This window comes from Leeuwenhoekiella sp. A2, assembly GCF_047946655.1.
Classification (GTDB): domain Bacteria; phylum Bacteroidota; class Bacteroidia; order Flavobacteriales; family Flavobacteriaceae; genus Leeuwenhoekiella.
Genome location: NZ_CP172311.1, coordinates 3904272 through 3929425 on the forward strand (window position 1 = coordinate 3904272; position 25154 = coordinate 3929425).

Below are 25154 nucleotides of genomic sequence, written 5' to 3' on the forward strand. Positions count from 1 at the left end.
ATTTAACATCCCTCAAAATGGAAAATTCCGCTCTAATCTGTAATTCTCCTGAGATCTACAGAAACTTTCATCCTGTTCTTACCAGAGCTATAGATTACACCTTTTAACGGGGGTACATCATAATAGTCTCTTCCCCAGCCAACTGTAATATGCTGTTCATGGGGTATCACATTATTTGTAGGATCAAAATCTACCCAGCCATATTTGGGCACAAATACAGAAAACCAGGCATGTGAAGCATCTGCGCCTATCATTTTTTCCTGTCCTTCAGGGGGGAGCGTTTCTATATATCCGCTTACATATCTTGCGGGAATTCCCACAGCACGAACGCAGGCAATTGCTATTTGTGCAAAATCCTGGCAAACACCTTTGCGTTCTTTCATTACTTCATGAATGGGCGTTGCAACATTTGTAAAACCAGAAACGAAGTCAAAATCAATAAAAATACGCTGCATCAGCTCATACGATGCTTCATAAATTGACCGCTCTGGGCGAAAAGATTCTTCGGCGTAAGCTTTAATTTCCGGTGAAATTTTAGACACCAGTGCAGATTCTAAAGTAAACTGGCGTGCTTCAAAAATATCTGGTGAGATTTCCTTTAATGCTGCCAAAGCTTCAATAAGTGTAATCTTTTTTTGATTAGCTAAATTACCCTTTTCTGAAAGCGATAGATTCTCTCTTAATATTTTACTTTTAGCTATAACTTTTAATTCACTATGCTGTTGCTGAATCGAGAATCGTGTAATAGTATTACCAAAAAAATCTATTTTCTCCGAAATTTCAGAGGGCTGTGGCGTGATTTCTAATGTATAATCTAACAACCTTTGTCCCGGAATATCTCTGGGTTTTAATGTCGCGATATTGTGACAGTAGGTTACAAAACCATCGTACTTATAACGCGTCGTATGCGATAAGGAATAAAGCATTTAAGATGAAAAGTTTTGGTAAACTAGTTGTTTAGGTTGATAGGAATGATTAAAATAAGTACTTGTGATCGCTAAAGATACATTATGCAGAAGATCACTTATAGCAGAAAGAGATCGCTCCAGCTCAAATCTCGTAGCTTCATCTTGATCAAGAGCAATAGCTTTTTCCCTTGTGAGTTCACCTATTTTTTTACAGGCTTCATCTATACAAATTTTACAATCTGTGTTGTGAACGCCAGGTAAACGATCAATATCTTTTTGCAGCCTTTTTAGACGATATGTAAGCGATCGTGCATATTCTTTATCAAGAATAATGAGCTCTATCACATTTTCCATGCTTAGATAAGATCTGTAACTATAACGGTAAATATTTAAGCTCTCATGACTGTTAAGCAAAGATTCTAATATTTCATATTCTACCTGCTGCCTGTGATTAATCACTATAAGCGCTCTGCATCTTTCTATATTCATCATAGACTGCTCTAGTTGCAAACCAATAAAATACAATAGCAAACCTTGTTGCACCATTATGCTTTCTTCAATAAGCCCCATGAAAGCAATCAATCTCGTAATAATACGATCAAGTAGTTTTGTTAATCGCGGTATCGTAAAGCTCTTCTCTTCTTTGAAAACCTTCCATAATTTTTGAATACTATCAAAAACGCGCCACATGTCTTTTGACCATAGATTGCGTATAGAATAGTACGCATTATTAAACATACCAATCGTATGCGCAAGACTCCCGGCTCTGTTTTCATCGAGAATAACAGACCTGATCTCGGCAAGCGGATTTTCCATCACTTTTTCCCGATTTTTGCCTACAAAACCCGGAAATGTGGACGTTATATGTGTAATACTCTGAAAAAGTATCTCTAAGCTTTCAGATTTTGATTTTCGCTCGTTGTATTGCACATTTGCCATCTGGTTGAGAACCATGCGTAGAAAACGAGCCGTGACAAGCGTACGACCCAGATAGCGTCCTGACCAAAATAAATTTTCCGCTGTATTACTTGGCAAATCGTCGATACCAGAAACCGGTAATGAAGAAGTCCTGTTCCAGGAATAATTCTGAATATTGGTCTGCTCTTTATCACTTATAATCCAGAAATCTTTACTTGTGCCTCCTCTTTGGTTAGATACACGTAAGTTTTCGCGCTCAGGCGCAACTCGTACAAGTCCGCCAGGCATAACGCTATAACCGTCATTTTTCGCTACGGCGAAACTGCGGCAAACTACTTTTCTGGGCTCTAGTTTACCAGCTGTAAAATCTGGGGTTGTAGAGAAATATATCTTTTCCTGAGCGACAAATTTATAAGGTCTGGCTTTAATTTCGCGTTTAAGCGTATCGAGTTCTTTTTGCGATAGAAATTCACAGAAATAAAGACTTTCTCTATTTGTACGATCAATACGTTTTACTACAAATAATGGCAGATTATTGAGTACATAATTGCGCTCTTTCTCCTGCCCGCACCACCACGATGCAACCTGAGGCAATATTAGATCTTCGTTTAAAAAATACTTTGAAATATTTTTCATGAAAGGAATGAGACCAGGATTTTCAAGAATCCCGCTGCCTATTGGGTTGACCACACTTACATTGCCTTTGCGTATAACTTCCAGAAGACCTGCAACACCCAGATAAGAATCTTCGCGCAGCTCAAGCGGATCTGTAAATATATCGTCTACCCTTCTTAAGATAACATCTACCTGCTTAAGACCTTTGAGTGATTTTAACCAGACCTTACCATTGCGCACGAGCAGATCGTTACCTTTTACAAGAGGATAACCCAAAAAAGTCGACATATAAGCATGCTCAAAATAGGTCTCGTTATGAGGCCCCGGAGTCAAAATAACTATACCGGGATTGTCTTTATTTTCTTGTGCAGAACTTACCAGAAGATCATTAAAATCATTAAAGAAATCTGATGGTTGTCTTACATTTATTTTTTTGAAAATATCTGGCAGCACTCTACTGGTGGTAAAGCGATTTTCAAGTGCATAGCCCATTCCCGACGGTGCTTCTGTACGATCATTTACAACCCACATTCTACCGTCGGGACCACGCGCCATATCAGCTGAATGTATGAGTAGATTTTTAGCGGTTTTATACTGAATTTGATCACAGGGTCTCAAAAAACCTCTGTGAGCAAAAACGATTTCATAAGGTATTATTCCGTTTTTTATGAGTTCACGTTTGCCGTAAATATCCTTTAAAACGAGATTGAGTATTTCTGCGCGTTGCTGAAGTCCCTTTTCTATATCAACCCATTCTTTCTGATGGATCAAAAAAGGCACGATATTGAGATTCCATGGACGATTTAAACCTTTAGGATCGTTATAAACGTTATAGGTAACGCCATTTTCAGACAATAACCAGTCGATGTCTGCCTGGCGTGCCGTGAGATCATCACTGCCTATTTCAGCTAGATTTTCCAGTAACATCTCCCAGTTAGGATTAACCTTCATTTGAGAGCTGAAAACCTCGTCATAATTACTAAAATCTGAAAAGTAATTATTGAATAATTTATCAGTAATGGCAGACATACCGTTATCTAGTATTTTTTACGTAAATCTAAAGTGTGAGGAAATTCAAAATTAACAGGAACCTCCTTATAATCAAATTTGCTGGAACGCCCTTGTGGTTCTACAGTTCTTCTGGGTTTACCCTCGGCCTCAACAGTCGTTACCGGGGCAATTTCTCCCTGAGAGTGACCAAATTCCCAAAAACGATTTATTCGGCGTGATTCTGCTTCGTAACTATTAACGGGATACGACTCATACGAGCGACCACCCGGGTGTGCAACAAAATAAGTGCAACCTCCTATTGAGCGTTGATTCCATTTATCTACAACATCAAAAACAAGTGGCGTATCTACTCCAATTGTAGGATGCAATGCAGACCAGGGATCCCATGCTTTGTAACGCACGCCTGCAACATATTCACCTTTTACTGTGGTAGGACTCAACGTAACTTTTACACCATTACAGGTGAGCACATAGCGTTCATCTATAAAGTTAGAAACCTTTACCTGAAGACGCTCTAGTGATGAATCAACATAACGGGCAGTACCACCACCAGCCATTTCTTCTCCCAGAACATTCCACGGTTCTATTGCCGTACGCAATTCTATATCAATGCCATTTATCTCGACCATACCGTGCAAAGGAAATCTAAATTCAAAGAAAGGATCAAACCAGTCTAATTTAAAAGGATAACCTGCTTCATTAAGCTGCTCTACTATATCTTTAATATCTTCTTTTACATAATGCTCCATCAGGAATTTATCATGTAGCTCTGTTCCCCAGCGCACCAAATTATGTTCATATGGCTTTTTCCAGAACCAGGCGACCAAAGTACGTACGAGCAACATTTGCATAAGGCTCATCTGGGCATGTGGCGGCATATCAAAAGCTCTTAACTCAAGAATACCCAACCTTCCCGAAGAAGAGTCTGGGGAATATAATTTATCTATACAAAACTCAGACCTGTGCGTATTGCCGGTAATATCTGTAAGCAAATGGCGAAATAATCTATCTGTAAGCCAAAAAGGCACTTCTCCATCTTTGGGAATCTGACTAAAGGCAATTTCCAACTCATAGAGATTTTCGGGGCGACCTTCATCAACACGCGGCGCCTGACTCGTAGGACCTATAAAAGCTCCGGAAAACAAATAAGACAAACCGGGATGATGCTGCCAGAAAGTTATGAGACTGCGTAAAAGATCTGGTCTGCGCAACAGCGGACTATCAGCTGGTGAAACTCCGCCCAGCGTTACATGATTACCACCGCCGGTGCCAGTATGTTTGCCGTCAAGCATAAACTTCTCTGTCCCTAAACGGGCTTGCTTTGCTTCCTCATAAAGAGCAAGCGTATTTTTAGTCAATTCTGTCCAGTTTTTTGCCGGATGAACGTTTACTTCTATAACACCTGGATCTGGGGTGATTTTAAGCGATTCTAACCGATTATCCTTTGGTGGATCGTAACCTTCTAAAATTACAGGAATCTTAAGTTCTTTAGCTGTAGCTTCAATAGAAGTTATCAGGTCTAAATATGCCTCTGCGCTATCTAGCGGTGGCAGGAAAAGAAACAGCTTATTATCTCTTATTTCTGAACAAAGTGCGGTACGTATAAACGGCGTTGATTTAGATTTATTTATACCTTCATCCATAAAATTCTCAACCCGCTCTTCTACGATCTTTTTATATTGTGGAAGCGGTTCTTTATCTGAGAACAGATCTGGTTCAAAAACTGGTCTTAGTTCATTCTCGGGATTTTGCAATAGTGAACCCAGAGGTAATCGTAGACCTATGGGCGATGTACCGGGCAATAAAAACAGATGTTTTCGTCTAAATTCCCATACGCTCGACAACCATTTCCCTTTAGATTTATTAAGCGGCAACAAATAACCCTGAGGTTCACTTGTGCCTTCTTTTAATATTTCTTCCAGCTTTTTTCTTGTTAAAGAGCTGTCTTTGTCTTTTGCCGGGTCCATATCTACGGGAAGTTTACCTTCTTCCCATAAAAAATAAAAAGCATCTTCATAAGTTGGTACAACATATTGATCTGAAATACCTAAGTAAGAAGACAGTATTTTGAGGAAATCATGATCTGCATTTGCAGGAATCCTATAACTTTCTGAAAATGCAGCAAGCAATTTATCATCCTTCCAGATAGGTTTACCATCCTTACGCCAGCATATCTCAATTTGCCATCTGGGTAATGGTTCACCGGGGTACCATTTACCTTGTGCATGTTGCAGAACACCGCCTTTACCAAATTTATTTAATAGTCTGCGTGACAGAGAAGTTGCCAGTTGACGTTTATGTTTACCATCTGCATCAGTATTCCACTCTTTAGATTCCATATCATCTATAGAAACAAAAGTGGGCTCCCCTCCCATTGTAAGCCGTACATCGCCTTTTTGTAATTCTTCTTCTACTTCAAAACCGAGGTTGTAGATCGCATTCCATTGATCTTCGGTATACGGCTTTGTAACTCGCGGAGATTCAAAAATACGTTTAACTGAATTCTCAAAGAAAAATTCGGTTTCGCATACATCTGTAAAACCTGAAACAGGTGCTGCACTTTCATAAGACGGAGTACAGGCTAAAGGAATATGACCTTCACCGGCCAGCAGGCCTGATGTAGCATCAAAACCGATCCATCCCGCACCGGGAATATAAACTTCTGCCCACGCATGCAAATCTGTAAAATCTTCTTCAGGACCTGATGGGCCATCTAGTGATTTCTCATCAGATTTTAACTGAACCAGATATCCTGAAACAAATCGCGCTCCAAAACCAAAGTGACGTAAAGTTTGTACAAGCAACCAGGCAAAATCACGGCATGAACCCAATTTTTTTTTTAAGGTTACTTCGCAAGGCTGCACGCCTGGTTCCAGACGCACGGTATAATTAAGATATTGATTAATTTTTTGATTAAGGTCTATTAAAAAATAGATCGTCTTTTTGGGTGTGACATCAACTGTTTTAATAAAATCTAAAAGCAGTGTTCCCCTTTCTTTTATTTCTAAATACGGTAAAAGTTCCTTTTTTACGGTTTCCTCATATTTAAACGGAAACTCTTCGGCATAATCTTCTACAAAAAAGTCAAAAGGATTTATCGTTTTTAAGTCGGCAATAATTTCAACATCAACAGAAAGTTCTGTTGTTTTTTCGGGAAAAACGATTCTGGCCAAATAATTACCAAAAGGATCTTGCTGCCAGTTAAAAAACTGATTTTCGGGCTTAATTTTTATAGAATAGTTTTCTATAGGAGTTCTGCTATGTGGTGCAGGTCGCAGTCTAAATATATGCGGAGATAGCTTTACAGGCCTGTCATATTTATAAATGGTCTTATGAGAGATAACTATTTTTAAAGCCATATTTGAGAATTAGAATACTAAAAATGAGAACTGTGCTACGCCGCAATTAAACGTCTATATTAGAACAAGTATATAAAATATATAAAGATTTCTGCTATATATATCTATCCAAATGTATGGAATTTTTGACTGCGCTAAATAGGATGGTTTTTGTTGCTGATTTTTCGTTTTACACCTATAAAATCAGGTATTATGTATAATATGGTAATAATTTCTGAAAACAAAAAAACCTCGCCAAAAAAGGGAGGTTTTTGATCATTTTAGCCGATTTTTACTGTAAACCGCTAATATAACTACCATAAAGGTCTTTAAAACGTATACCTTCTGAAAGTCTGTATTTGCTCAACTTCTTATATTCTACCAGTGCCCACAGAACAAATTCTTTTAGGAAATAAACATCTTCTTTTGGAAAATCTGGTTGATATTTTTTGACCAATTTGTCTAAAGGCTCAATAGAATCTATCAATTGTCTGTATTGACTTTCTGTAAGATCATCAAGTAACTGAAAATCACTTTGATCAAAGAACCAATTGATCACGTCGTCATAAGGACTTTTCTCGTTTTGACGTTCTAATTTCTTGATTTCTGGAAAATACTCTACAAAAAGAGATTTCACCGCTTCTCCTAAAAGACTTTGCACAACAGAAGCTGCTCCCTCCTGCTCTCCTTCATAAACTAACTCTACTTTCCCCGTTATTGCGGGTATCATACCTATAAAATCGCCAAGTCTAATTGTGGTTTTCTCTTCTCCTGCCATTATTGCACGACGCTCTGCTGTGCTTAACAAATTTTCAAAAGCCGTTATACTCATACGAGCACTAACGCCACTTTTAGCATCAATATATTCACTTCTACGCGCCTCAAAACTTATTTGCTCAAGAAGATCTTTAGCCAATGATGGTACATGTATACTTTCTTGTTGACGCGAATCTTTCCGTGCCTCCTGCTGTGTTATAGTTCTTGCAATCTCTATGCTCTCAGGATAATGGGTTAGAATTTGAGAACCTATTCTGTCTTTTAACGGTGTAACAATACTACCTCTGTTTGTGTAATCTTCTGGGTTAGCTGTAAAAACGAACTGCATGTCAAGTGGCAAACGCAGTTTAAAACCTCTTATCTGTATATCACCTTCTTGCAGAATATTAAATAATGCTACCTGAATACGGGCTTGTAAATCTGGTAACTCATTGATCACAAAAATACTTCTATTAGCTCGAGGTATCATCCCAAAATGGATAACTCTGTCATCTGCATAGCTCAGTTTTAAATTTGCAGCTTTTATGGGATCTACGTCTCCTATTAAATCTGCCACCGTCACATCTGGAGTTGCAAGTTTCTCAAAGAAGCGTTCATCCCGATGTACCCATTCTATATTAGTACTATCGCCTTCTTCTTTAATGCTCTCACGCGCATATCGACTCAATGGTCGCAATGGGTCATCGTTAATCTCAGACCCTGCAACTATGGGCATCCACTCATCAAGTAGATTGATCATTAAACGTGCAAGCCTTGTTTTTGCCTGACCTCTTAAACCCAACAAGTTAATATTATGTCTCGACAATATCGCTCGTTCTAACTCAGGAATAACAGAATACTCATAGCCATGAATTCCTTCAAATGAATTTGCTCCGTTCTTTATATTCTTAAGCAGATTATCTCGTAGTTCATCTTTTATGCTTCTACTTTGATATCCTGATTTATTGAGTTCACCTAATGTTATGATTTCTGGTTTATTCATTGTGTAATTTTCGCCGTAAGGCATTAATAAGTTCAGTTTAACTCCTAAAAGGATTTAATTTCCATAAACTCGATGGAGTAATTAAATAGTTCCCGATTTACCTAGAAATTAATTTAAGTATTATTTAGATCTATCTTATTTTCTTTTTTCTATTGCTTTCATAATCTTCAAAGATCATTTCACCTAATCCCTGTAATCCTGTGTAAAATGCTTTGCCTTGATTGGCTTGTGCAAACTCACGTACAAACTTCATTAAGTAAGGATCTTGCGCGATCATAAAAGTAGTTATAGGGATACGTAGCTTTCTTGCCTGCCGCGCCATATCATAGCACTTGTTTACGATATATGGGTCAAGCCCTACGCTGTTTTTATAGTAATAACCGTCAGACTCTCTAATGCAGCTGGGTTTACCATCTGTTATCATAAAAATCTGCTTATTGGTATTTCTTTTTCGGCGTAAAATATCCATTGCCAATTGCATCCCGGCAACTGTATTTGTGTGATAAGGCCCAACCTGTAAATACGGAAGATCTTTAATTTTTATAGGCCATGCGTCATTTCCAAAAACGATTATATCAAGCGTGTCTTTAGGATATCTTGTTGTAATAAGTTCGGCCAGAGCCATTGCCACTTTTTTTGCCGGAGTTATACGGTCTTCACCATAGAGAATCATACTGTGACTTATATCTATCATAAGCACGGTGCTCATCTGGGCTTTGTATTGCGTCTCTTCTACCACAAGATCATTTTCCTGTAAATAGAAATTTCCCAGACCATGATTTATCTGGGCATTTCTCAAACTTTCTGTCATAGAAACGCGCTCTAATGCATCACCAAAGCGATATTCTCTATACTCACCCGTATGCTCATCCCCACGACCTACATGATTGGTACGGTGATTACCGTTACCACTTTTTCTAAGTTTACCAAAAATTTGATCAAGTGCTCGCTGCCGTATGAGTCTTTCTGTCTTAGCGGTTATAGAAATATTACCTTCTCCCTCACCGTCGCCGTTAGGATCTATTTCTTCTCTAATATATCCTTTAGCTTTAAGATCTTCTATAAAATCATCTATAGTATAATCTGGTGTGGTAAGTTCATACTCTTTATCAAGTTCTCTTAACCAGTCTATTGCTTCATCAAAATCTCCAGAGGTATGTGTGATAAGCTCTTGAAAAATATCAAAAAGCTTATCAAAGGGAGACTGACTTTCTTCCTCGTATTTTTTAAAAATAAATCCCTTGCGCATAATTCTTTTCATAGCTTTTTAAAAATACATGATTTAACCGTAGTGAAAAAATAAGTAGACGTTAAAGTAATGCAAATAAAAAAGTCCCCAAATTGGGGACTTTCATCTATAAATTAAGCAGAATTACTTACTTGGCATTAATACGGTATCTATAGCATGAATCACACCGTTAGAAGCATCAACATCTGTCATAACGACTTTGGCTTTATTACCAGATGCATCAGTAAGAACAACATTATCACCATCAAGAGTGGCAGTGATTTTCTCTCCTTCTACTGTATTTATCTCATAAGAACCATTGTTATCATTAATTGCTTTAACAACATCTGCAGCTTTAAACTCACCTGCAACAACGTGATACGTTAATATAGAAGTTAGCTTAGCTTTATTTTCTTCTTTAGTAAGATCGTCTAATGTTCCTTCTGGCAATTTATTAAAAGCATCATTTGTAGGTGCAAATACTGTGAAAGGACCATCACCTTGCAAAGTTTCTCCCAAACCTGCAGCCTGAACCGCACTAGTTAGTGTAGAGAAATTATCATTGCTCATAGCTACATCTGCAACAGTTTGACCCATTGCTGTGCTATCTGTAGCGGTCATAGAATTATCCATTTCTGTGTCTGAGCTTAAAGCTACCTGATCACCTTCTGCAGTTTCACCCTCATTAGTCTTAGCGTTATTATTACATGACATTGCAGTTAATGCAACTATTGCCATACCTAAAAAAATCTTTTTCATAATAGTTTATTTTTTTGTTTGTTCAAAGATAATGGTGTAATCGTTAAACAATATGAAAAGATATTGTAAGATTAAGTTAATTGTTAAGCTCTCAATTCTACCTAAATGATTTATTTTTTAAACTGATTTTCAGCTAATTATAAACGATTTTATATTCTTTTAGGCCGTTTTTTGAACTTAGCGATTTCTTATAACATAAATCGCTGAAAATCAGACAGATCTATTACAGAATCAACTACCCCTTTAGCGTTCAACTTTCTAGTAATTAATCCTGAATAAAATTACTTTGATAAAGAATGTGGATAATTGAGTTAGGAATCAACTCTAAAATCGCCCTTTTTGAGGTAAAAATCGGTTGTCATCAGGCAAATATTAGACGATATCTATGCGCTGTGAGTGAGCTATCGCTTCTTCACTATATTTAAAATAGCAGATAGCAACACCCATTGCTTCTATATTATAAAGCACATCTTCTACTTTCTTTTTACGATGATGACCAGTTTGTCTAATATAAACGGCTTTTATATTTACCGGGAATATTTTACAAATACGCTCATAAATAAAAGGATCATGTTGAGAATCGTCTCCCAGCAAAACATATTGTATGGTGGGGTAAAAAGAAACGATATCTTTTATTTTTTCAAACTTATGATCATGACTCCCTCTGCCGGTAAATAAAAAATCTGTAATTCCTGTTTTTATCTTTTTCAGCTTTATTACAGCTTTAGGCAATTCATGCATTTTTGTAAAATCTGTAATAAACCCATATAGATTCCACTCGCTGCTGGAAACAAAAAAGAACGAATTACAGGCTCCATCTATCTCTTGCCCTGCATTGCTCAACATCTTATAATGAGCCACCACATCATCAAAAATTTTGCGCTTGTTTATATTTCGCAACAGCATAACATAAAGTTTTTTAAAAACGCTGTTACTGTGTGAGATTAAAAAGGTATCGTCTATATCTGAAATTATGCCCAGCTTACTTTCAAAAGGTTTTAAAAGTTCGCCTTGTTCAATTATTCCAAAATCACCGTCTTTGTTCTCAATATTAACCGTATATGTATGCCAGCCGGCTTTTAATTCTCTTGTAAAAGGCAACGTGAATCTAAAGTAACCATCTTGCATCGTGCGAGTCTTCACATCAATATCAAGAAATTTTAAACGTATCTCAACATTTGCCAAAGGTTTTATGCGAAACATATGAATAATGGAGAAAGCATGTTTAATGCCTCTGCGGTCAAGACGGTATTTATCTGGCGCCCAAGATTTAAAAACGTGACCAAAGACTACTAGCTCGCGGTCATTAACGTAACCTCTGTATAATTTTAGATCTAATTTTATCAATTGATATTCTCTTAACGATTAGGTCCTTTTAAAATAGCTAATTTTAGAAAGAAATAATTAATAATGGAACCAAATAGTCAACTATTGTTTATTGTCAACCCGATTTCTGGTGATAGTAATAAAGACACATTAATAGAACTTGTTTGTAATGAAACCCAAAAGAGGGGTTTTGCAATTGAAGTTTACAAAACAACCGGAAACAATGATAATGAAAAAATTAAGGATCTAATCTCATCTTTACAACCAGAACGTGTACTTGTTGCTGGCGGTGATGGTACAATTGTACAGGTAGCAGATCTGCTTGAAGGTAAAGATATCTCATTAGCTATTTTCCCCGCAGGCTCTGCAAATGGTCTTGCGGCAAACCTGCTTTTGCCAGACAATCGAGAAGAACAGTTAGAAATAGCTTTGGGTAGTACCCTCAAAGAAATTGATATGATCAAAATAAATGGTCAAACTTCGTTACACATTGCAGATCTGGGCATAAACGCAGAGCTTATTAAAAATTATGAAAACTCTAAAATTAGAGGCAAATTGGGTTATTTACTGCAGGCTGTCCCTACTCTTTTTAAATGTGAATACCCGTTTAATTTTACTATAGAAGCTAATGGCGAGGAGTTCTCACAGAGTGGTATCCTGCTGGCAATAGCAAACGCTAAAAAATTTGGCACAGGTGCTAATGTGAATCCTGATGGTAAAATGGACGACGGACTTTTTGAAGTGCTAATTTTTAAAAAAATGGACATCGTTGAGATTCTAAAAACACTGTACAGTGATGATGCGCCTAACCCTGACTTTGTAGATATCATTAAAACCAAGCAAGCAACAATTAAATGTAGTATAGACACAGCGCTGCAAATTGATGGCGAATTTATAGGTGAGCTTACAGAAGTTGAAGCTAAAATTGGTGATCACAAACTAGCTCTGGCGGTATCTGGTAATAAATAGATTTATAATTAAAAGGGTTCAAGTCACATCAATCGTTATAGGGATTGCGCAGATTCTTTAACTTGTAAATTATTTACAAATCTTTGTTAAGCCTTTGGTAATTCTTTGGTAGCCCAAGGCGAAACAAGTAATTTTAATATTGAATTACTAACCTAAAATTATTTAAACAATGAAAAAATACACAATGCTCTTTATCATGGTGTTTACACTGGGACTCGTTTCCTGTAAAAATGATAAAAAAACTGATACAGATGAACCAACTGTAGACGAAACTGAAATGCAGAGTACAACTGCAGAAACTGAAGCTCCTAAAAAAATTACCATAGCGCTAGAACCTAAAAGCGGTAGTACAGCAGAAGGAAATGTTGTTTTCACCGAAGAAAACGGAAGCGTTAAAATGACAGCAGTTCTTAGTGGTCTTAAACCAGGAACGCACGCAATACATATTCATGAGAATGCAGACTGTTCTGCAGATGATGGTACCTCTGCAGGTGGTCACTGGAATCCTACTCATGAGAAACATGGTAAATGGGGTGATGCAGAAGGATATCACAGAGGTGATATAGGTAACTTTGAGGCCGATGACAGCGGTAACGGTACGATCACGATGACTACAGACGAGTGGTGTATAGATTGCGTCGATGATACTAAAAACATTGTAGGTAAAGGGATTATTGTACATGAAGGAGCAGATGATTTTACATCTCAACCTAGTGGAGATTCTGGATCTCGTGTAAGTTGTGGTGGAATTATAGAATAATATATTTTTCTTATATATTTTACTAAAGCAGCCAACTGGCTGCTTTTTTATTGAAATTTATTTATATTTAGTCACCTAATATAATTTATGCAACCCGACGATTTAATTCTGCGTCTTCAGCAGAAAGACGAGAAAGCTTTTGAACGCATTTACGAGTTATACTCAGAGAGTATTTTTGGTGTGATCTTTAACATTGTGCGCGATGAGGGGGCTTCAGAAGAAATATTACAAGACGTATTCATTAAGGTATGGGACAATAGCGAGAGTTATTCTCCTAAAAAAGGAAGGTTTTTTACCTGGCTGCTTAATATTGCGCGCAATGCGGCAATAGATAAAACCAGATCAAAAGCATTTAAGAATTCCAGAAAAAACCTGTCAGATGAATATTTCGTAGATATTCTAGAACAAAAAAGTAGTTTTTCAAGTAAAATTGATGCGATAGGAATTAGCAAGTATATCAACATGCTAGAGCCTATTTGCAAAAAAGTGATTGACCTTCTGTTTTTTAAAGGTTTTACCCAAAAAGAGGCTTCAGAAGAACTGAATATGCCCTTGGGAACCATTAAAACACGGAACAGGATTTGCATTAATAAGCTAAGAGAAATTCTTGTTGAATAATAGATTATGGAATTACAAGAATATATAGATTCAGGAATTTTAGAGCTCTATGTTTACGGTGCTCTAACCGAAGAGGAAAGCATTGCTGTTTCTACCTTTCTTTTGCAGCATCCTGAAGTTAAGGAAGAAGTTGAAGAAATAGAACGCGTGCTAAGAGATCTGGGCATTGCTACAGCTCCTTATAATCCAGAGGCTTTGCTGGCTTCTCTTAAAGATAAATTAGGAAATAATGGTGCTGCAAAAGTAGTAAGCATGCCTCCACCTGCGAGGGTTGATAAAACTTCGCGTATCATTATGTACTTGAGCCTCGCTGCATGTCTTGCACTACTAGTGGGTATCTTTAGTCTTTTACAGAAGAATAATAAACTAAGAGATGAGATCCAGATAACGCAGGCAGAAAATGCTATTATGGAAACTCAAATTGAAGATGCGCGCAACGATCTGGAAAAAACCCAGAACCTGCTTTCTATTATAAGAGATAAGAATATAACTAAGGTACCGCTTGCGGGACAGGAAGTTGCTCCAGATGCTTATGTAAGTGTTTATTGGGATAAAGAAAATAATAGAGCATACATAGATGCGCAGGGATTACCAGAACCGCCACAAGGAATGGTTTATCAGGTATGGTCATTAACGCTTGACCCTTTAACGCCCACAAGTATGGGGCTTCTTGAGAATTTTGAACAGGATGAGAATAAAGTATTCTCGCTTGAGAATCCTAATAATTCGCAGGCCTTTGGTGTAACTCTCGAGCCTGCCGGCGGAAGTGAAACACCTACAATGACACAACTCTATACTTTAGGAGTCATAGACGCATAAATCAAACACTATATATAAATGAAAAGCAGCCTATACGGCTGCTTTTTTTGTTTAAAGGATTAAGGGTACAAATCATTTAACACTTCAAACAATATTCTTATAGTTCATTTTAAATCTAAAACTGGTGGAGTATAAAAAAGATCGCCTGTTTCCCCCGAAACGCGGCGATCCTTCAACTAACAAAAAATCCAAAAAACTAATCAACTATGAGCTGATATCTCTTTTTCATAAAATTTTTACGCCTAAACGTAATGTAAGTTGGATTTCAATTCATGTAAAATCAAGCTACCAAACTTTGTTTACAGTCTATTTACGAAAAGATATATGTAGTGGTTTTCAGAAACATTCTATATTTTTGATATGCGCTGTTAAAGTTTGTTAAGAGAATATTTTACACGCGATATTACTTATTATTCAATAGTAAACATTTGAACTACAATATTCTATGAATCCATCATCATCTGGCTGGATCAATAAAAAACTGCATCTGCAAAGACAGGGCAAGAACCTTTTAGTAGGTGATGAGCATGTATTTTATGAGCGCTTAAGAAAAACCGGTTTTTTGTATGGCGTATCAGTCAATACACTTAAAAAACCGGAGAATACATCTTCACAGTGGACGGAGATGGAGAAAACAAAAGTCAATCTTTTTGATGCCCTAACATATATTCACAGAACGGTGATGGGCGGTACAGATGAGCTGCTCACAAATGCGATTGCTTTCTATAATAAATTAAGCCCGGAAGAATCATTTTTCGCGACAGCTTTCAGACGAAAAAGTCCGGCTGAAATTCTTGAAAAAATAATACAGGAACGTGTGCAGACCAATGAAGCTTTTATTCAAAAAAACTTCAGCAATCTTATCACAAACGCGCTCTTGTTTATAGATGTGATCGCTTTTAAGCACTTTCTCATTTCGCAAATCGATCCACAAGAATATTTGCCGAAGCTGGAAAGTATTATCATGAATACCGTTTGGCTGGCATTAACTACAAAAGAAGAAAAAGGCACCTATGACAAATTGCTTTTAAACCTTTTTGAAAAATCGCTGCGTTACACTAAAAATCCGGAAAAAAGCATAAAAAACCTCGATGAGCTGGCTTTCTCTAATTTTGACACGGTTCTTGAAAAAAATTATATTTATGATCTCGCTTGTTTAGCCGTTTGGGATGATGAGAAAGTTGACCCGCAAGAATATGCGTTTTTGTACAAATTGGGCGAAAATCTGCAACTTAATGCAACTGCAATCACAACCTCAACAAGGTATGTGCATATATTTATAGAAGAACACCGGGAGCATATTTCTTATTTGCATTACAGTAATCCTGTAAAACATTTTTATAACCAGACAATACGAACGGTGCGCGTTCTTATTTTACGGAACAAAAAAAGACTTATACTAGAACTTTCAGAAAGTAAAGAGCTGGTGCTTCTTCTGGGCCAATCTACCTTACGCGAACTATCAAAAAGCGAGAAAAAGAAAGTAAAAACCCAATTGCTTGATATTTGTAAAAGCATCCCGTCTTTAGCAATTTTTCTCTTGCCAGGCGGGGGAGTTCTGCTGCCGCTTTTAATCAAGCTCATCCCAGAATTACTCCCCAGTGCATTTAATGAGAACAGAATAGAAGCGACAGACTCTAAAGAAAAGTTCAGGGCATAAGACATTTCCTGTTAAGGTATTGTAAAACGCCGTCTTATTGCTTTAAGAATAACTAACATTACAGCATGAATGCTGTAGTCACGCGCTTTAGAATACTTTGGAATGATCTTACCGGTAAAATAGCCTTCTATCCTGCCCTTCTCGCCCTCTTTGGTCTGTGTTTCGGTTTTATAATGTTATATGCCGAAGGTCAGGGAATTTCTGTATTTCTTATAAAAAATGCTCCTGCCCTCGTCATCAATAATGCAGATACGGCGCGTACTTTGTTAAGCACTTTTGTAGGCGGCATTATTTCACTTATGGTGTTTAGTTTTTCTATGGTGATGATCTTATTAAATCAGGCATCTAATAACTATTCGCCAAGAATTTTGCCAGGTCTTATTTCTAATAAGCGCCACCAACTTGTATTGGGATTTTACATTGCCACGCTTACTTACACCATCCTAATTTTATTGAGCATAAAACCTACAGACGATAAATATCAACTACCTGGTTTTTCTGTATTGATAGGCATTATAATGGGTATGATCGTACTGGCATTGTTTATATATTTTATTCATGCTATTTCTGAAGCTATTCAAATAAACAATATTATTGAATCTATATATGCTAAAACTAAAGATCGCTTAAATAAGCTCATTGAAGAAACCGATGAATCTGGTTATGAAACACTTTTTACAGATACTTCATCCTGGCACACCTACGTGATAAATCGTACAGGATATTTACAAAATATATCTCTTGACGCCTTAGTTAACCTTTGCGAAAAGAATAATTGTAAGATTGATTTGTTGATCACTAAAGGCGCTTTTATTTTAGAAGGTTTGCCTATTGCAAAATGTGATAAAAAACTTGATGAAGAAGAACTAAAAAGTTTGCTAGCCTGTTTTGGGTTTTCGCGCAGCGAAATAGTAGAGAATAATTACATTCTGGGTTTTAAACAACTTACTGAAATTGCTATTAAAGCAATGAGTCCTGGTATAAATGATCCCGGAACTGCAATTACATGTCTGGATTATATGACAGAATTGTTCAATTTAAGGCTTAAAAAAGCCGATTTTAGCTTCATTCACAACGATATTAACAAGGCTATTATTCGGTTAAAACCGGTTAAGTTTAAAGAACTCATCTATTTTGTATATGCACCGTTGCGTACTTATTGTAAGCAAGATGTGATCATGCTCAACAAAATGCTTACATCATTATATTATATTCAGCGGTCTGGTGGTTATACAAAAGATTATCAAAAAGTAATCATACAACAGGTTAATCTCATTTTAAGCGATATTAGAGCAAATATCCCCAATGCTGAAGACCAGGCGCGACTAATAGCAATAGGAGATAAAATCTCTGCATTAAATGAAACAGATATAAAGATCAATTAGCATTTACTCAAGCCATAATTTAAAATCTTTTACCCGCTCCCGGCTCACAATAACTTCCTGCTCATTGTAAGAATGTAGCTTAAGTTGCAATCGAGAATTGGTGTAAGATATAATATCTCGTATTGCTTTAATATTAATGTAGAATTTACGGCTTACGCGAAAAAAAGTATCGGGTTCAAGCTCATTTTCAAGATTCTCAAGAGTGGTTTCAAGCAAGTAATCTCTGCCATCTTTTGTGTGGGCATACGTGCCTTTATTTTCGCTGTAAAAGCATTCTACATCTTCTACATTTATCATTTTTAAATGCTGACCTATTTTTACAGTAAACCGCTTTTTATATTCCCTCTCCATTGGTGTAGCACCAAGTAACCTACGTATATCTTCAAAGTTTAGCTCTACTTGTTGCTTTTGTGGTATGCGGTCTTTGTACTTGCTCACCGCTTTAACTAACTCATCTTCATCTATAGGTTTTAAGAGATAATCTATACTGTTTAACTTAAAAGCCTGTAACGCGTATTCATCAAAAGCGGTGGTAAAAATAATTGCACTTTTTACCTCAACCTGATCAAAGATCTCAAATGAAAGTCCGTCACTTAACTGTATATCTAGAAAAATAAGATCGGGATGCTTATTAGCTTTAAACCAGGTTACAGACTCTTCTACAGAGTGAAGCATTTCTGCTACATTTAAACCCAATTTCTCTACCATTCTGGTAAGTCTTCTTGCAGATGGTTTCTCGTCTTCTATTACCAATACATTCATTACATTCAAAATATTTTCAGGTTATTCTTTAGTAAATGTCTGTACTTCTTTCTCTTCTTTGTCAAGATATTCCTGAATCTTGCGCTCTTCCCACCTTTTGTAAAAGTGGTCAAATTTGTATCCTTTAAAAGCGTAAATGCCGCTTATGAGCACTCCTAGCCCCCAGCAGATTGGCATAGTAAGCGATGACCACCAGGGTATGTAACCACTTATGCTGCCGCCGTCTATTATACCGGTGTTGAATATTATGAAGACCACATTTATAACAATGTAAATTATAAGATGATAATACCAGGCTTTTATGTGAGAAACCCGCTTTCTTGCTCTTTCGTATTTTACTTCATTTGTTTCCATTTTTTTTAATATTTATTCCCAGCGCCCCAGTGAGTTCTTATTGTGTTCTTCTTTCTCCATAAACTCCTTTATCTTTCGTTCTTCCCAATCTCTGCTAATAAAGGGATTCCAGTCAAAGGCACGTACAGCATGAAAGATCAAACCAATTCCCCAGCCAAATGCAGCCCATAAAAACCAGGCGTATCTAAATTCATTAGTGTAGTAATTAATAAATGCAAGCAAGCCTATAACCACAATATAACTTAAGAGGCTGGTATAGAATTTCTTAATCTCCTTTACTTGCTCTTTAGCTTTTAAATATCTGTTCTCTTTGTCAAAATTGGTTTCCATCGCTGTAGTTTTTAAATGATCTTTTATACTATCAAATTTCTCTAATTAATGATCATTTTTAAAAAAGGTCTTACCGTATTGTTGTTTTTGTTTACTGAATTGTCATAAACCAGACTTTTCTCTATCCATCAGTTTCTTGATCTTACGCTCTTCCCAGTTCTGGCCTAAAAAAGGATTCCATGCATGAACGTCTGCCGCATGAAAAAGCACACCTATTCCCCACCCGAATATGGGAAATATCGCCCAGGGAAATGAACCCGAAAGTAGATTAAAACCTATAAAAAATGGTATTGCCACTAGGTACATGAACAGGTGTATATAGAAAGCCTTTAATTTTTCTACGTGCTCTTTTGCTCGTGCATATTTTTTATCAGAAAGAAAATCTGCAGAGCTTTTTACATATTCTACCCGGCGGGTAAGTACAGGGATTTCTACCATGAAATGATCATCTGTTTTGCTTATTTGTACTCCTTTTTTAGTTAATAGCTCGTAACGTTTGTGAATGTTATAAAGACCTACCCCACTGCTTTTTTTAATGACCTGTTTTTCCTGAAGGTTATTCTTAACCTGAAGAAAGTCATTTTCTTCAGTTATTTCTATGATGAGTTTGTCTGTAGGTGTTACCCGATTATGTTTTACTGCATTCTCCAGCAATAATTGTAAGGATAACGGAACCACTTTTGCTTCAGGATTGACCGATTTTTCGGGTATTTTCACGATTATGCTATCCTCGTAGCGCATTTTTATTAGCGTCATGTATGTTTTCGCGAAAGCTAATTCTTCATCTACCGTGACCAGTTCTTTATTTTTCTGCTCCAGCACGTAGCGATAAACTTTAGATAAGGCCGTTGTAAATTTCATAGCCTGTTCTGGGTTCTCTTCTATCAAACTGGTGAGAACATTAAGGCTGTTAAACAGAAAGTGAGGGTCTAATTGATTTTTAAGTGCATCAAACTGTGCCGAAGCTGTGCGCGCGATGATCTTCTGCTCTTTTACCTGTTTTTCTTTTTTGCATTTGTAATAGTAGAAAAAGTAAAAAATCGCTGTTACCACCATAGAAATCACAAACGACACAAAGTAATATTGCACTCGTTCACCTGCGATAAATATTGAAAACGTTTCCCCTTCTATAAAAATAGCTTCAAGAAGTCTGCATAGAAAAATGCCAAGAATTGAAACGCCAATACCTCCTGCAATTGCTCTGCTTAGGTGAGCTGTACTAAAAAGTCTGTCTTTGTATTTCTTCCAAAAATAAATGTATACCACATTATTAAACATGTACAGTATAACTGTATACATAATATTGAGGCCATATTCATACAGGAGATCTTCGTCCAGATTTATAGGCCGTCCCATAAAAAAGTAAATAATAAGGAACACCAAGAATATTGATGTTCCTACTATTATGGCCTTGCCTAATTCTCTTAACAAATAAGTCATAGTTATGCTTTACAAGCTTTTAATGCTTCTTGAGCTCGGTCTGCTCCCCAGTCAGGATAAAACGGATCTTCATTTTTAAAGGTACCAAAAAGTTCTAAAGCGCGCTCAATGTCTTTACAATATGGCGTTACATCCTGACCAAAATACTTGGCAGAACCCATGTCCCACTCTGCTTTACTAAAAACTACACGTGGATTATCTGGTGCTAATTGTTTGGCTTTACTATAAATTTCAGACACTTTTGCGGCATATTGCATACCATAGCGTTGCCCGTCAAAAGCGACATACGCCGTGTAAAGATGCGCCTGCAAAACCATAATTTCGGCATTGTCTTTAGAATTTGTGGTTGCCATATTAATAAATTCTTGTGCCTTATCGAGTTGAGCTTTTAAAACGTTCTCATCTTTTACAGTCCAGCTTTTATTAATATTTATTTGCGCCACATAATAATATGGCAGCCATTTGTCCTGCTCTGCATTGCCTATACGCTCAAACATATTTGCTGCTTCATCTAGTTTACCTTCACCGTAAAGTGTAAAGGCCTTCTTCATACCCTGCTCATATTGAGCTTGTGCGAAAACCGGAACAGTTAAAAAAGCCGCTAAAATTATTGTTATTATTTTCATGATGTAGTTTTTAAAATTGAAATTGAATTTGGTTATCGGTTTAAATTCTCAATACTTTTTGTTTTCTTCAATGTCACCTGCGCAGTTATTTAGTTCATTTGTCGCACTAAAAGGCGAATCAAAATCGGTGTAACAAGCCTTAAAATCGGTTGTTTTTAGGTGATTTTCGTTAATATTATGCCGATAATTAACTTCAACTGTTTGAGCAAATGAGGTGAGAGCTGTTGTAGCACTCACAATTAAAAAAAGAATAAATTGATTCATGACTTTCGATTTAAGATTGATTGATTCTACACTTCAAAAGTCTTTTGTTTCTGTAAGTAATTCAACGCTTTATAACCCAACTGTAAAATATGAGGGATGAATTGTATAAGCATCATCAATCGCAAAACAGTTTAATCTAATTAAATCATTCTTTAGATTCTCTTTAGAATCTTTAGATTTGCCCAATTTTCAGATTAAGAAAGCCTGCATCATCTATTTTTATGAATACATCTCTACTCAGAATACATAAGTTCATTATTTGCCTTAGCCTTGTTCTTTTAAGCACATCTGGCTTTTCACAGGATATTCTTAATAAATCTCTTAGCGATACACTCGATAATCAGGAAGACAAAACCTTTCTAGAACTGGTAAAGTATGATGCCGGAAGTTTCTTAGGCGGTATGGGTTACGGTCTTTCAAGACCTGCTCACTGGCAAGGCAACGACTGGTTAAAACTGGGCGGTACACTTACAGGAGCGCTTCTACTATATACTGTAGATGAAGAGACGAGCGAGTTTTTTCAGCGACAGCGTGAAGGCGTGCCCCAGGTAATACGTGAATATGGATGGTATTATGGTAGCCCTCAGAATAATTATATGATTTTAGGTGCCGCCTATATAACCTCTGCAGCTTTTAAAAGTGAGAAATGGCGCAGAACGAGCGTGTTACTTTTGTCTTCTGCAAGTACAGCCGGACTCATACAGCAGATAGCAAAAACTTTTACAGGAAGAGCAAGACCGGGTGAGGGACGTAAGCCTAATGATTTTAGACCTTTTAGTAAAGAAGGTGCCTATCACTCTTTCCCATCAGGACATACGGTACTGGCATTTACTAATGCCTATGTGCTTGCAAAACATTTTGACAACCCGTGGATCAAGGCTGGCTTTATAACATTAGGAGCTATACCACCCATAAGTCGTTTATGGGAGGGTGACCACTGGTTAAGTGATGTCTTTCTTAGTACTATTTTAAGTATTGCCACCGTAGAATCTATAGATCATTATCTGGACAGGAGATATAAAAACTTCCACGAGAAAAGACCTGACAAAAAGATCTCCTGGGATGTAAGATTAGGAGCTCGTGGTATAGGCATAACAGGTACTTTTTAGAATATGACAGGTATTAACTTGTTATCCATTTTTTAGCCGCCTCTCTGTCACCAAGATCAAAAAACTGTATTTGAGTATCTGTAAAAGGCTTCATTAATGATGTCATAGCTTCTTCCCACTTTTCTTCACCTACCATCGCAATTTTAGCAAGGTGGTCTTTATTTTTAAGGTCAAATTTGGCATCACGCCAAAGTGCGCTCAGGGTCCACCCCTTAAAATTGGTCATTTCAAAATACCAGTTTATGGTGCCAAATTCGTCGATTTTTTCCTTTAAAAAGGGGATTATTTTATCGTAATCCTCATTCTCAAGTTGATCTGAAGCCACAGTAAAAACTGTGTTTTCTTGTGCTGTTAGCGTTATCATATGCTTTATATTAAAAATTAGAATGTTATTTGAATTCAGTAGATTTTTGAAATAAATATTACTTTAAAATCTATTTAATCATTTTAATAAATGTTTTAGATAGAAACTTGATTAGTTAATATATCGTTTCTAAGACAATAATTCTCTAAGCTCTTGTGCATTCTCTACAGCATTAGAACCAATGTCATTATTAAAATAGATATATACTTCTTCAGCTTTACAAGCTTTAATTTTCTCACTCCATTCTTTCAGTTCTTCGGTAGAATATTTGTAGTCGTACCATTTCTTTCCTTTTCCGTGAAAACGTACATAACCTACTTTACCGGTTACAATCATTTCTTCTGCAAAACGCGGACTAGAAATGGAACAAAAACTCACATTATTCTCTTCTAAAATATGATACACCTCATTAGTAAACCACGACTCATGTCGAAATTCAATAACATTGGTATTGCTGTTTTTTAGCACTTTACAAAAATTATCAAGTCGCTCATCATCGCGGTGCAGGCTGGGCGGAAGTTGCCAGAGAATGCAACTAAGTTTACTTTTTAAAACTGAAGCAACATCTTCAAAGTTCTGTACACTTTCTTCTACCTCATGCAGTTTTTTCATTTGCGTTACATAACGACTTCCTTTTAGAGTAAAATTAAAATGAGAAGGTGTTCTTTCTTCCCAGCTGGCAACAGTGCTCTCTCTGGGCATTCGATAAAAAGTGCTATTAACCTCTACCGTATTAAAAACCGACGCATAATGTTCAAGCCACTTTTTCTGCGGAATATCTTCAGGATAAAACTTGCCTTTCCAGTGTCTGTAATTCCATCCGGAACAACCTATGAAAACTTTCATTTCTCATCTTTTTATTATCTAAAGTAATTTACGAATGCTGCTGCTTCTACTCAAACCATTCACCTTCTTTCAGGCACTTTTAGTAAATATTTAACTGCCCGGGGTGTATGCTTATTCTAAACTGATGAATGTCATTTTTTATGAACAGAACAGCCTATAAATTAGTACTACCAAATTTTAAATACCGCTGTCATGCAAGTCAAAAAAAATAAAACCGCAGATCTCAATACGTATAAAACGTTATTCTTTCAAATAGGGCTTATTACGGCACTACTGGTTACCTATTTCACGTTAGAAACGAAAACTTATAAATCTGAAATAGACAATAATGCCCTTAAGATCAATGTAGATTATGTTCTTGAAGACAATATCCCTATCACTCGCGTAGAGATCACTCCCCCACCTCCACCTAAGATTGAGTCTACTCAATTTTTAGAAGTCATAGAGAATGATACAGAAGTAGAAGAAAGTATTATAGAATCTACAGAGACCAGTCTCGATGAAGCCATTGTAGCAGAAAATACGGTTTTAGTTGATGAAGTCTCATTTGCAAAAGAGGAAGTAATTGAAGACGTTCCTTTTGTGCTGGTTGAAGAAGTACCTGTCTATCCCGGTTGTGAAAGACAAAATGACAAAACCGCTAGAAAGGATTGTATGTCTAAAAAGATAACGGAGTTTGTGACAAAAGAATTTGATAATTCATTAGGTCGGGAATTAGGATTGACCGGAGTTCAAAAAATTTACGTGCTATTTACAATAGATGAAAACGGAAACATAGTAGACGTGCACTCCAGAGCTCCTCATCCCGCTCTGGAGCAGGAGGCAAGCCGGGTAGTTAGTATATTACCTAATATGATTCCCGGCAAACAAAGAGGCAGACCCGTACGCGTGGCTTACAGCATGCCCATAATATTTGAGATAAGATCGATTTAAGTACAGTGCCATCAATTTTTTTCCATTCTCTGCGAGACTTATGTTTTGGCCTT

General features: G+C 36.8%; 23 protein-coding genes. 8 read left to right on the top strand and 15 right to left on the bottom strand.

Going from position 1 to position 25154, the window contains the following annotated elements:
* Nucleotides 1-32: 32 nt before the first annotated feature.
* From ACH3PA_RS17205 to ACH3PA_RS17235, 7 genes are all read right to left on the bottom strand, one after another.
* Nucleotides 33-926, bottom strand: a complete 894-nt coding sequence (locus tag ACH3PA_RS17205; protein WP_416442312.1) for a transglutaminase family protein — start codon at nucleotides 924-926, stop codon at nucleotides 33-35.
* Entirely contained in the window at nucleotides 927-3470 is a 2544-nt protein-coding gene (locus ACH3PA_RS17210) for a circularly permuted type 2 ATP-grasp protein (RefSeq protein ID WP_416442313.1), read from the bottom strand. It abuts the gene before it with no gap.
* An 8-nt stretch (nucleotides 3471-3478) separates the two neighbouring features.
* Entirely contained in the window at nucleotides 3479-6811 is a 3333-nt protein-coding gene (locus ACH3PA_RS17215; protein ID WP_416442314.1) for a DUF2126 domain-containing protein, read from the bottom strand.
* A gap of 271 nt (nucleotides 6812-7082) precedes the next feature.
* Nucleotides 7083-8549 (bottom strand): magnesium chelatase, encoded by a 1467-nt coding sequence (locus tag ACH3PA_RS17220; protein ID WP_416448293.1) that lies wholly within the window; start codon nucleotides 8547-8549, stop codon nucleotides 7083-7085.
* Nucleotides 8550-8679: 130 nt separating this feature from the next.
* Nucleotides 8680-9810, bottom strand: coding sequence for a vWA domain-containing protein (locus ACH3PA_RS17225; protein WP_416442318.1), 1131 nt, complete (start codon nucleotides 9808-9810; stop codon nucleotides 8680-8682).
* A 111-nt stretch (nucleotides 9811-9921) separates the two neighbouring features.
* Nucleotides 9922-10536, bottom strand: coding sequence for a fasciclin domain-containing protein (locus ACH3PA_RS17230; RefSeq protein WP_416442320.1), 615 nt, complete (start codon nucleotides 10534-10536; stop codon nucleotides 9922-9924).
* Nucleotides 10537-10908: 372 nt separating this feature from the next.
* Complete coding sequence (locus ACH3PA_RS17235) at nucleotides 10909-11880, bottom strand: App1 family protein (protein ID WP_416446718.1); 972 nt, start codon at nucleotides 11878-11880, stop codon at nucleotides 10909-10911.
* Nucleotides 11881-11946: 66 nt separating this feature from the next.
* Between ACH3PA_RS17235 and ACH3PA_RS17240 the strand changes: the two genes are divergently transcribed.
* From ACH3PA_RS17240 to ACH3PA_RS17265, 6 genes are all read left to right on the top strand, one after another.
* Nucleotides 11947-12831: a diacylglycerol/lipid kinase family protein gene (locus tag ACH3PA_RS17240; protein ID WP_416442322.1), complete on the top strand. Its 885-nt coding sequence runs from the start codon at nucleotides 11947-11949 to the stop codon at nucleotides 12829-12831.
* A gap of 169 nt (nucleotides 12832-13000) precedes the next feature.
* Complete coding sequence (locus ACH3PA_RS17245) at nucleotides 13001-13591, top strand: superoxide dismutase family protein (protein WP_416442324.1); 591 nt, start codon at nucleotides 13001-13003, stop codon at nucleotides 13589-13591.
* An 87-nt stretch (nucleotides 13592-13678) separates the two neighbouring features.
* Entirely contained in the window at nucleotides 13679-14209 is a 531-nt protein-coding gene (locus ACH3PA_RS17250; RefSeq protein ID WP_416442326.1) for an RNA polymerase sigma factor, read from the top strand.
* A 6-nt stretch (nucleotides 14210-14215) separates the two neighbouring features.
* The gene (locus ACH3PA_RS17255; RefSeq protein WP_416442328.1) at nucleotides 14216-15028 is read left to right on the top strand and encodes an anti-sigma factor domain-containing protein; all 813 of its coding nucleotides are present in this window, start codon (nucleotides 14216-14218) and stop codon (nucleotides 15026-15028) included.
* A 445-nt stretch (nucleotides 15029-15473) separates the two neighbouring features.
* Nucleotides 15474-16688: an LETM1-related biofilm-associated protein gene (locus ACH3PA_RS17260; protein WP_416442330.1), complete on the top strand. Its 1215-nt coding sequence runs from the start codon at nucleotides 15474-15476 to the stop codon at nucleotides 16686-16688.
* Nucleotides 16689-16753: 65 nt separating this feature from the next.
* Nucleotides 16754-18073: a DUF2254 domain-containing protein gene (locus tag ACH3PA_RS17265; RefSeq protein WP_416442332.1), complete on the top strand. Its 1320-nt coding sequence runs from the start codon at nucleotides 16754-16756 to the stop codon at nucleotides 18071-18073.
* A 3-nt stretch (nucleotides 18074-18076) separates the two neighbouring features.
* Here the strand turns inward: ACH3PA_RS17265 and ACH3PA_RS17270 are convergent, their stop codons facing one another.
* From ACH3PA_RS17270 to ACH3PA_RS17295, 6 genes are all read right to left on the bottom strand, one after another.
* The gene (locus tag ACH3PA_RS17270) at nucleotides 18077-18835 is read right to left on the bottom strand and encodes a LytR/AlgR family response regulator transcription factor (RefSeq protein ID WP_416442334.1); all 759 of its coding nucleotides are present in this window, start codon (nucleotides 18833-18835) and stop codon (nucleotides 18077-18079) included.
* Between the two features lie 21 nt (nucleotides 18836-18856).
* The gene (locus tag ACH3PA_RS17275; protein WP_416442336.1) at nucleotides 18857-19189 is read right to left on the bottom strand and encodes a 2TM domain-containing protein; all 333 of its coding nucleotides are present in this window, start codon (nucleotides 19187-19189) and stop codon (nucleotides 18857-18859) included.
* Between the two features lie 12 nt (nucleotides 19190-19201).
* Nucleotides 19202-19519 (bottom strand): 2TM domain-containing protein, encoded by a 318-nt coding sequence (locus tag ACH3PA_RS17280; RefSeq protein WP_416442338.1) that lies wholly within the window; start codon nucleotides 19517-19519, stop codon nucleotides 19202-19204.
* 102 nt (nucleotides 19520-19621) lie between these two features.
* Nucleotides 19622-20959 (bottom strand): 2TM domain-containing protein, encoded by a 1338-nt coding sequence (locus ACH3PA_RS17285; protein ID WP_416448294.1) that lies wholly within the window; start codon nucleotides 20957-20959, stop codon nucleotides 19622-19624.
* A 2-nt stretch (nucleotides 20960-20961) separates the two neighbouring features.
* Entirely contained in the window at nucleotides 20962-21585 is a 624-nt protein-coding gene (locus tag ACH3PA_RS17290) for a hypothetical protein (protein WP_416442342.1), read from the bottom strand.
* 48 nt (nucleotides 21586-21633) lie between these two features.
* Nucleotides 21634-21849, bottom strand: a complete 216-nt coding sequence (locus ACH3PA_RS17295) for a hypothetical protein (RefSeq protein WP_416442344.1) — start codon at nucleotides 21847-21849, stop codon at nucleotides 21634-21636.
* 221 nt (nucleotides 21850-22070) lie between these two features.
* Between ACH3PA_RS17295 and ACH3PA_RS17300 the strand changes: the two genes are divergently transcribed.
* Nucleotides 22071-22958, top strand: coding sequence for a phosphatase PAP2 family protein (locus tag ACH3PA_RS17300; protein ID WP_416442346.1), 888 nt, complete (start codon nucleotides 22071-22073; stop codon nucleotides 22956-22958).
* Nucleotides 22959-22971: 13 nt separating this feature from the next.
* Here the strand turns inward: ACH3PA_RS17300 and ACH3PA_RS17305 are convergent, their stop codons facing one another.
* Entirely contained in the window at nucleotides 22972-23322 is a 351-nt protein-coding gene (locus tag ACH3PA_RS17305) for an STAS/SEC14 domain-containing protein (RefSeq protein WP_416442348.1), read from the bottom strand.
* A gap of 129 nt (nucleotides 23323-23451) precedes the next feature.
* Complete coding sequence (locus tag ACH3PA_RS17310) at nucleotides 23452-24168, bottom strand: DUF72 domain-containing protein (protein ID WP_416442350.1); 717 nt, start codon at nucleotides 24166-24168, stop codon at nucleotides 23452-23454.
* A gap of 192 nt (nucleotides 24169-24360) precedes the next feature.
* Between ACH3PA_RS17310 and ACH3PA_RS17315 the strand changes: the two genes are divergently transcribed.
* Complete coding sequence (locus tag ACH3PA_RS17315) at nucleotides 24361-25101, top strand: energy transducer TonB (RefSeq protein WP_416442351.1); 741 nt, start codon at nucleotides 24361-24363, stop codon at nucleotides 25099-25101.
* Nucleotides 25102-25154 lie beyond the last annotated feature (53 nt).

Excerpts from the sequence above, each read along its gene's own strand:
- ACH3PA_RS17220 (WP_416448293.1), bottom strand. The coding sequence starts at position 8,549 with ATGAATAAACCAGAAATCATAACATTAGGTGAACTCAATAAATCAGGA.
- ACH3PA_RS17310 (WP_416442350.1), bottom strand. The coding sequence starts at position 24,168 with ATGAAAGTTTTCATAGGTTGTTCCGGATGGAATTACAGACACTGGAAA.
- ACH3PA_RS17250 (WP_416442326.1), top strand. The coding sequence starts at position 13,679 with ATGCAACCCGACGATTTAATTCTGCGTCTTCAGCAGAAAGACGAGAAA.
- ACH3PA_RS17315 (WP_416442351.1), top strand. The coding sequence starts at position 24,361 with ATGCAAGTCAAAAAAAATAAAACCGCAGATCTCAATACGTATAAAACG.
- ACH3PA_RS17305 (WP_416442348.1), bottom strand. The coding sequence starts at position 23,322 with ATGATAACGCTAACAGCACAAGAAAACACAGTTTTTACTGTGGCTTCA.
- ACH3PA_RS17240 (WP_416442322.1), top strand. The coding sequence starts at position 11,947 with ATGGAACCAAATAGTCAACTATTGTTTATTGTCAACCCGATTTCTGGT.
- ACH3PA_RS17260 (WP_416442330.1), top strand. The coding sequence starts at position 15,474 with ATGAATCCATCATCATCTGGCTGGATCAATAAAAAACTGCATCTGCAA.
- ACH3PA_RS17205 (WP_416442312.1), bottom strand. The coding sequence starts at position 926 with ATGCTTTATTCCTTATCGCATACGACGCGTTATAAGTACGATGGTTTT.
- ACH3PA_RS17280 (WP_416442338.1), bottom strand. The coding sequence starts at position 19,519 with ATGGAAACCAATTTTGACAAAGAGAACAGATATTTAAAAGCTAAAGAG.
- ACH3PA_RS17265 (WP_416442332.1), top strand. The coding sequence starts at position 16,754 with ATGAATGCTGTAGTCACGCGCTTTAGAATACTTTGGAATGATCTTACC.
- ACH3PA_RS17295 (WP_416442344.1), bottom strand. The coding sequence starts at position 21,849 with ATGAATCAATTTATTCTTTTTTTAATTGTGAGTGCTACAACAGCTCTC.
- ACH3PA_RS17285 (WP_416448294.1), bottom strand. The coding sequence starts at position 20,959 with ATGACTTATTTGTTAAGAGAATTAGGCAAGGCCATAATAGTAGGAACA.
- ACH3PA_RS17245 (WP_416442324.1), top strand. The coding sequence starts at position 13,001 with ATGAAAAAATACACAATGCTCTTTATCATGGTGTTTACACTGGGACTC.
- ACH3PA_RS17270 (WP_416442334.1), bottom strand. The coding sequence starts at position 18,835 with ATGAATGTATTGGTAATAGAAGACGAGAAACCATCTGCAAGAAGACTT.
- ACH3PA_RS17290 (WP_416442342.1), bottom strand. The coding sequence starts at position 21,585 with ATGAAAATAATAACAATAATTTTAGCGGCTTTTTTAACTGTTCCGGTT.
- ACH3PA_RS17215 (WP_416442314.1), bottom strand. The coding sequence starts at position 6,811 with ATGGCTTTAAAAATAGTTATCTCTCATAAGACCATTTATAAATATGAC.
- ACH3PA_RS17300 (WP_416442346.1), top strand. The coding sequence starts at position 22,071 with ATGAATACATCTCTACTCAGAATACATAAGTTCATTATTTGCCTTAGC.
- ACH3PA_RS17230 (WP_416442320.1), bottom strand. The coding sequence starts at position 10,536 with ATGAAAAAGATTTTTTTAGGTATGGCAATAGTTGCATTAACTGCAATG.
- ACH3PA_RS17255 (WP_416442328.1), top strand. The coding sequence starts at position 14,216 with ATGGAATTACAAGAATATATAGATTCAGGAATTTTAGAGCTCTATGTT.
- ACH3PA_RS17275 (WP_416442336.1), bottom strand. The coding sequence starts at position 19,189 with ATGGAAACAAATGAAGTAAAATACGAAAGAGCAAGAAAGCGGGTTTCT.
- ACH3PA_RS17225 (WP_416442318.1), bottom strand. The coding sequence starts at position 9,810 with ATGAAAAGAATTATGCGCAAGGGATTTATTTTTAAAAAATACGAGGAA.
- ACH3PA_RS17210 (WP_416442313.1), bottom strand. The coding sequence starts at position 3,470 with ATGTCTGCCATTACTGATAAATTATTCAATAATTACTTTTCAGATTTT.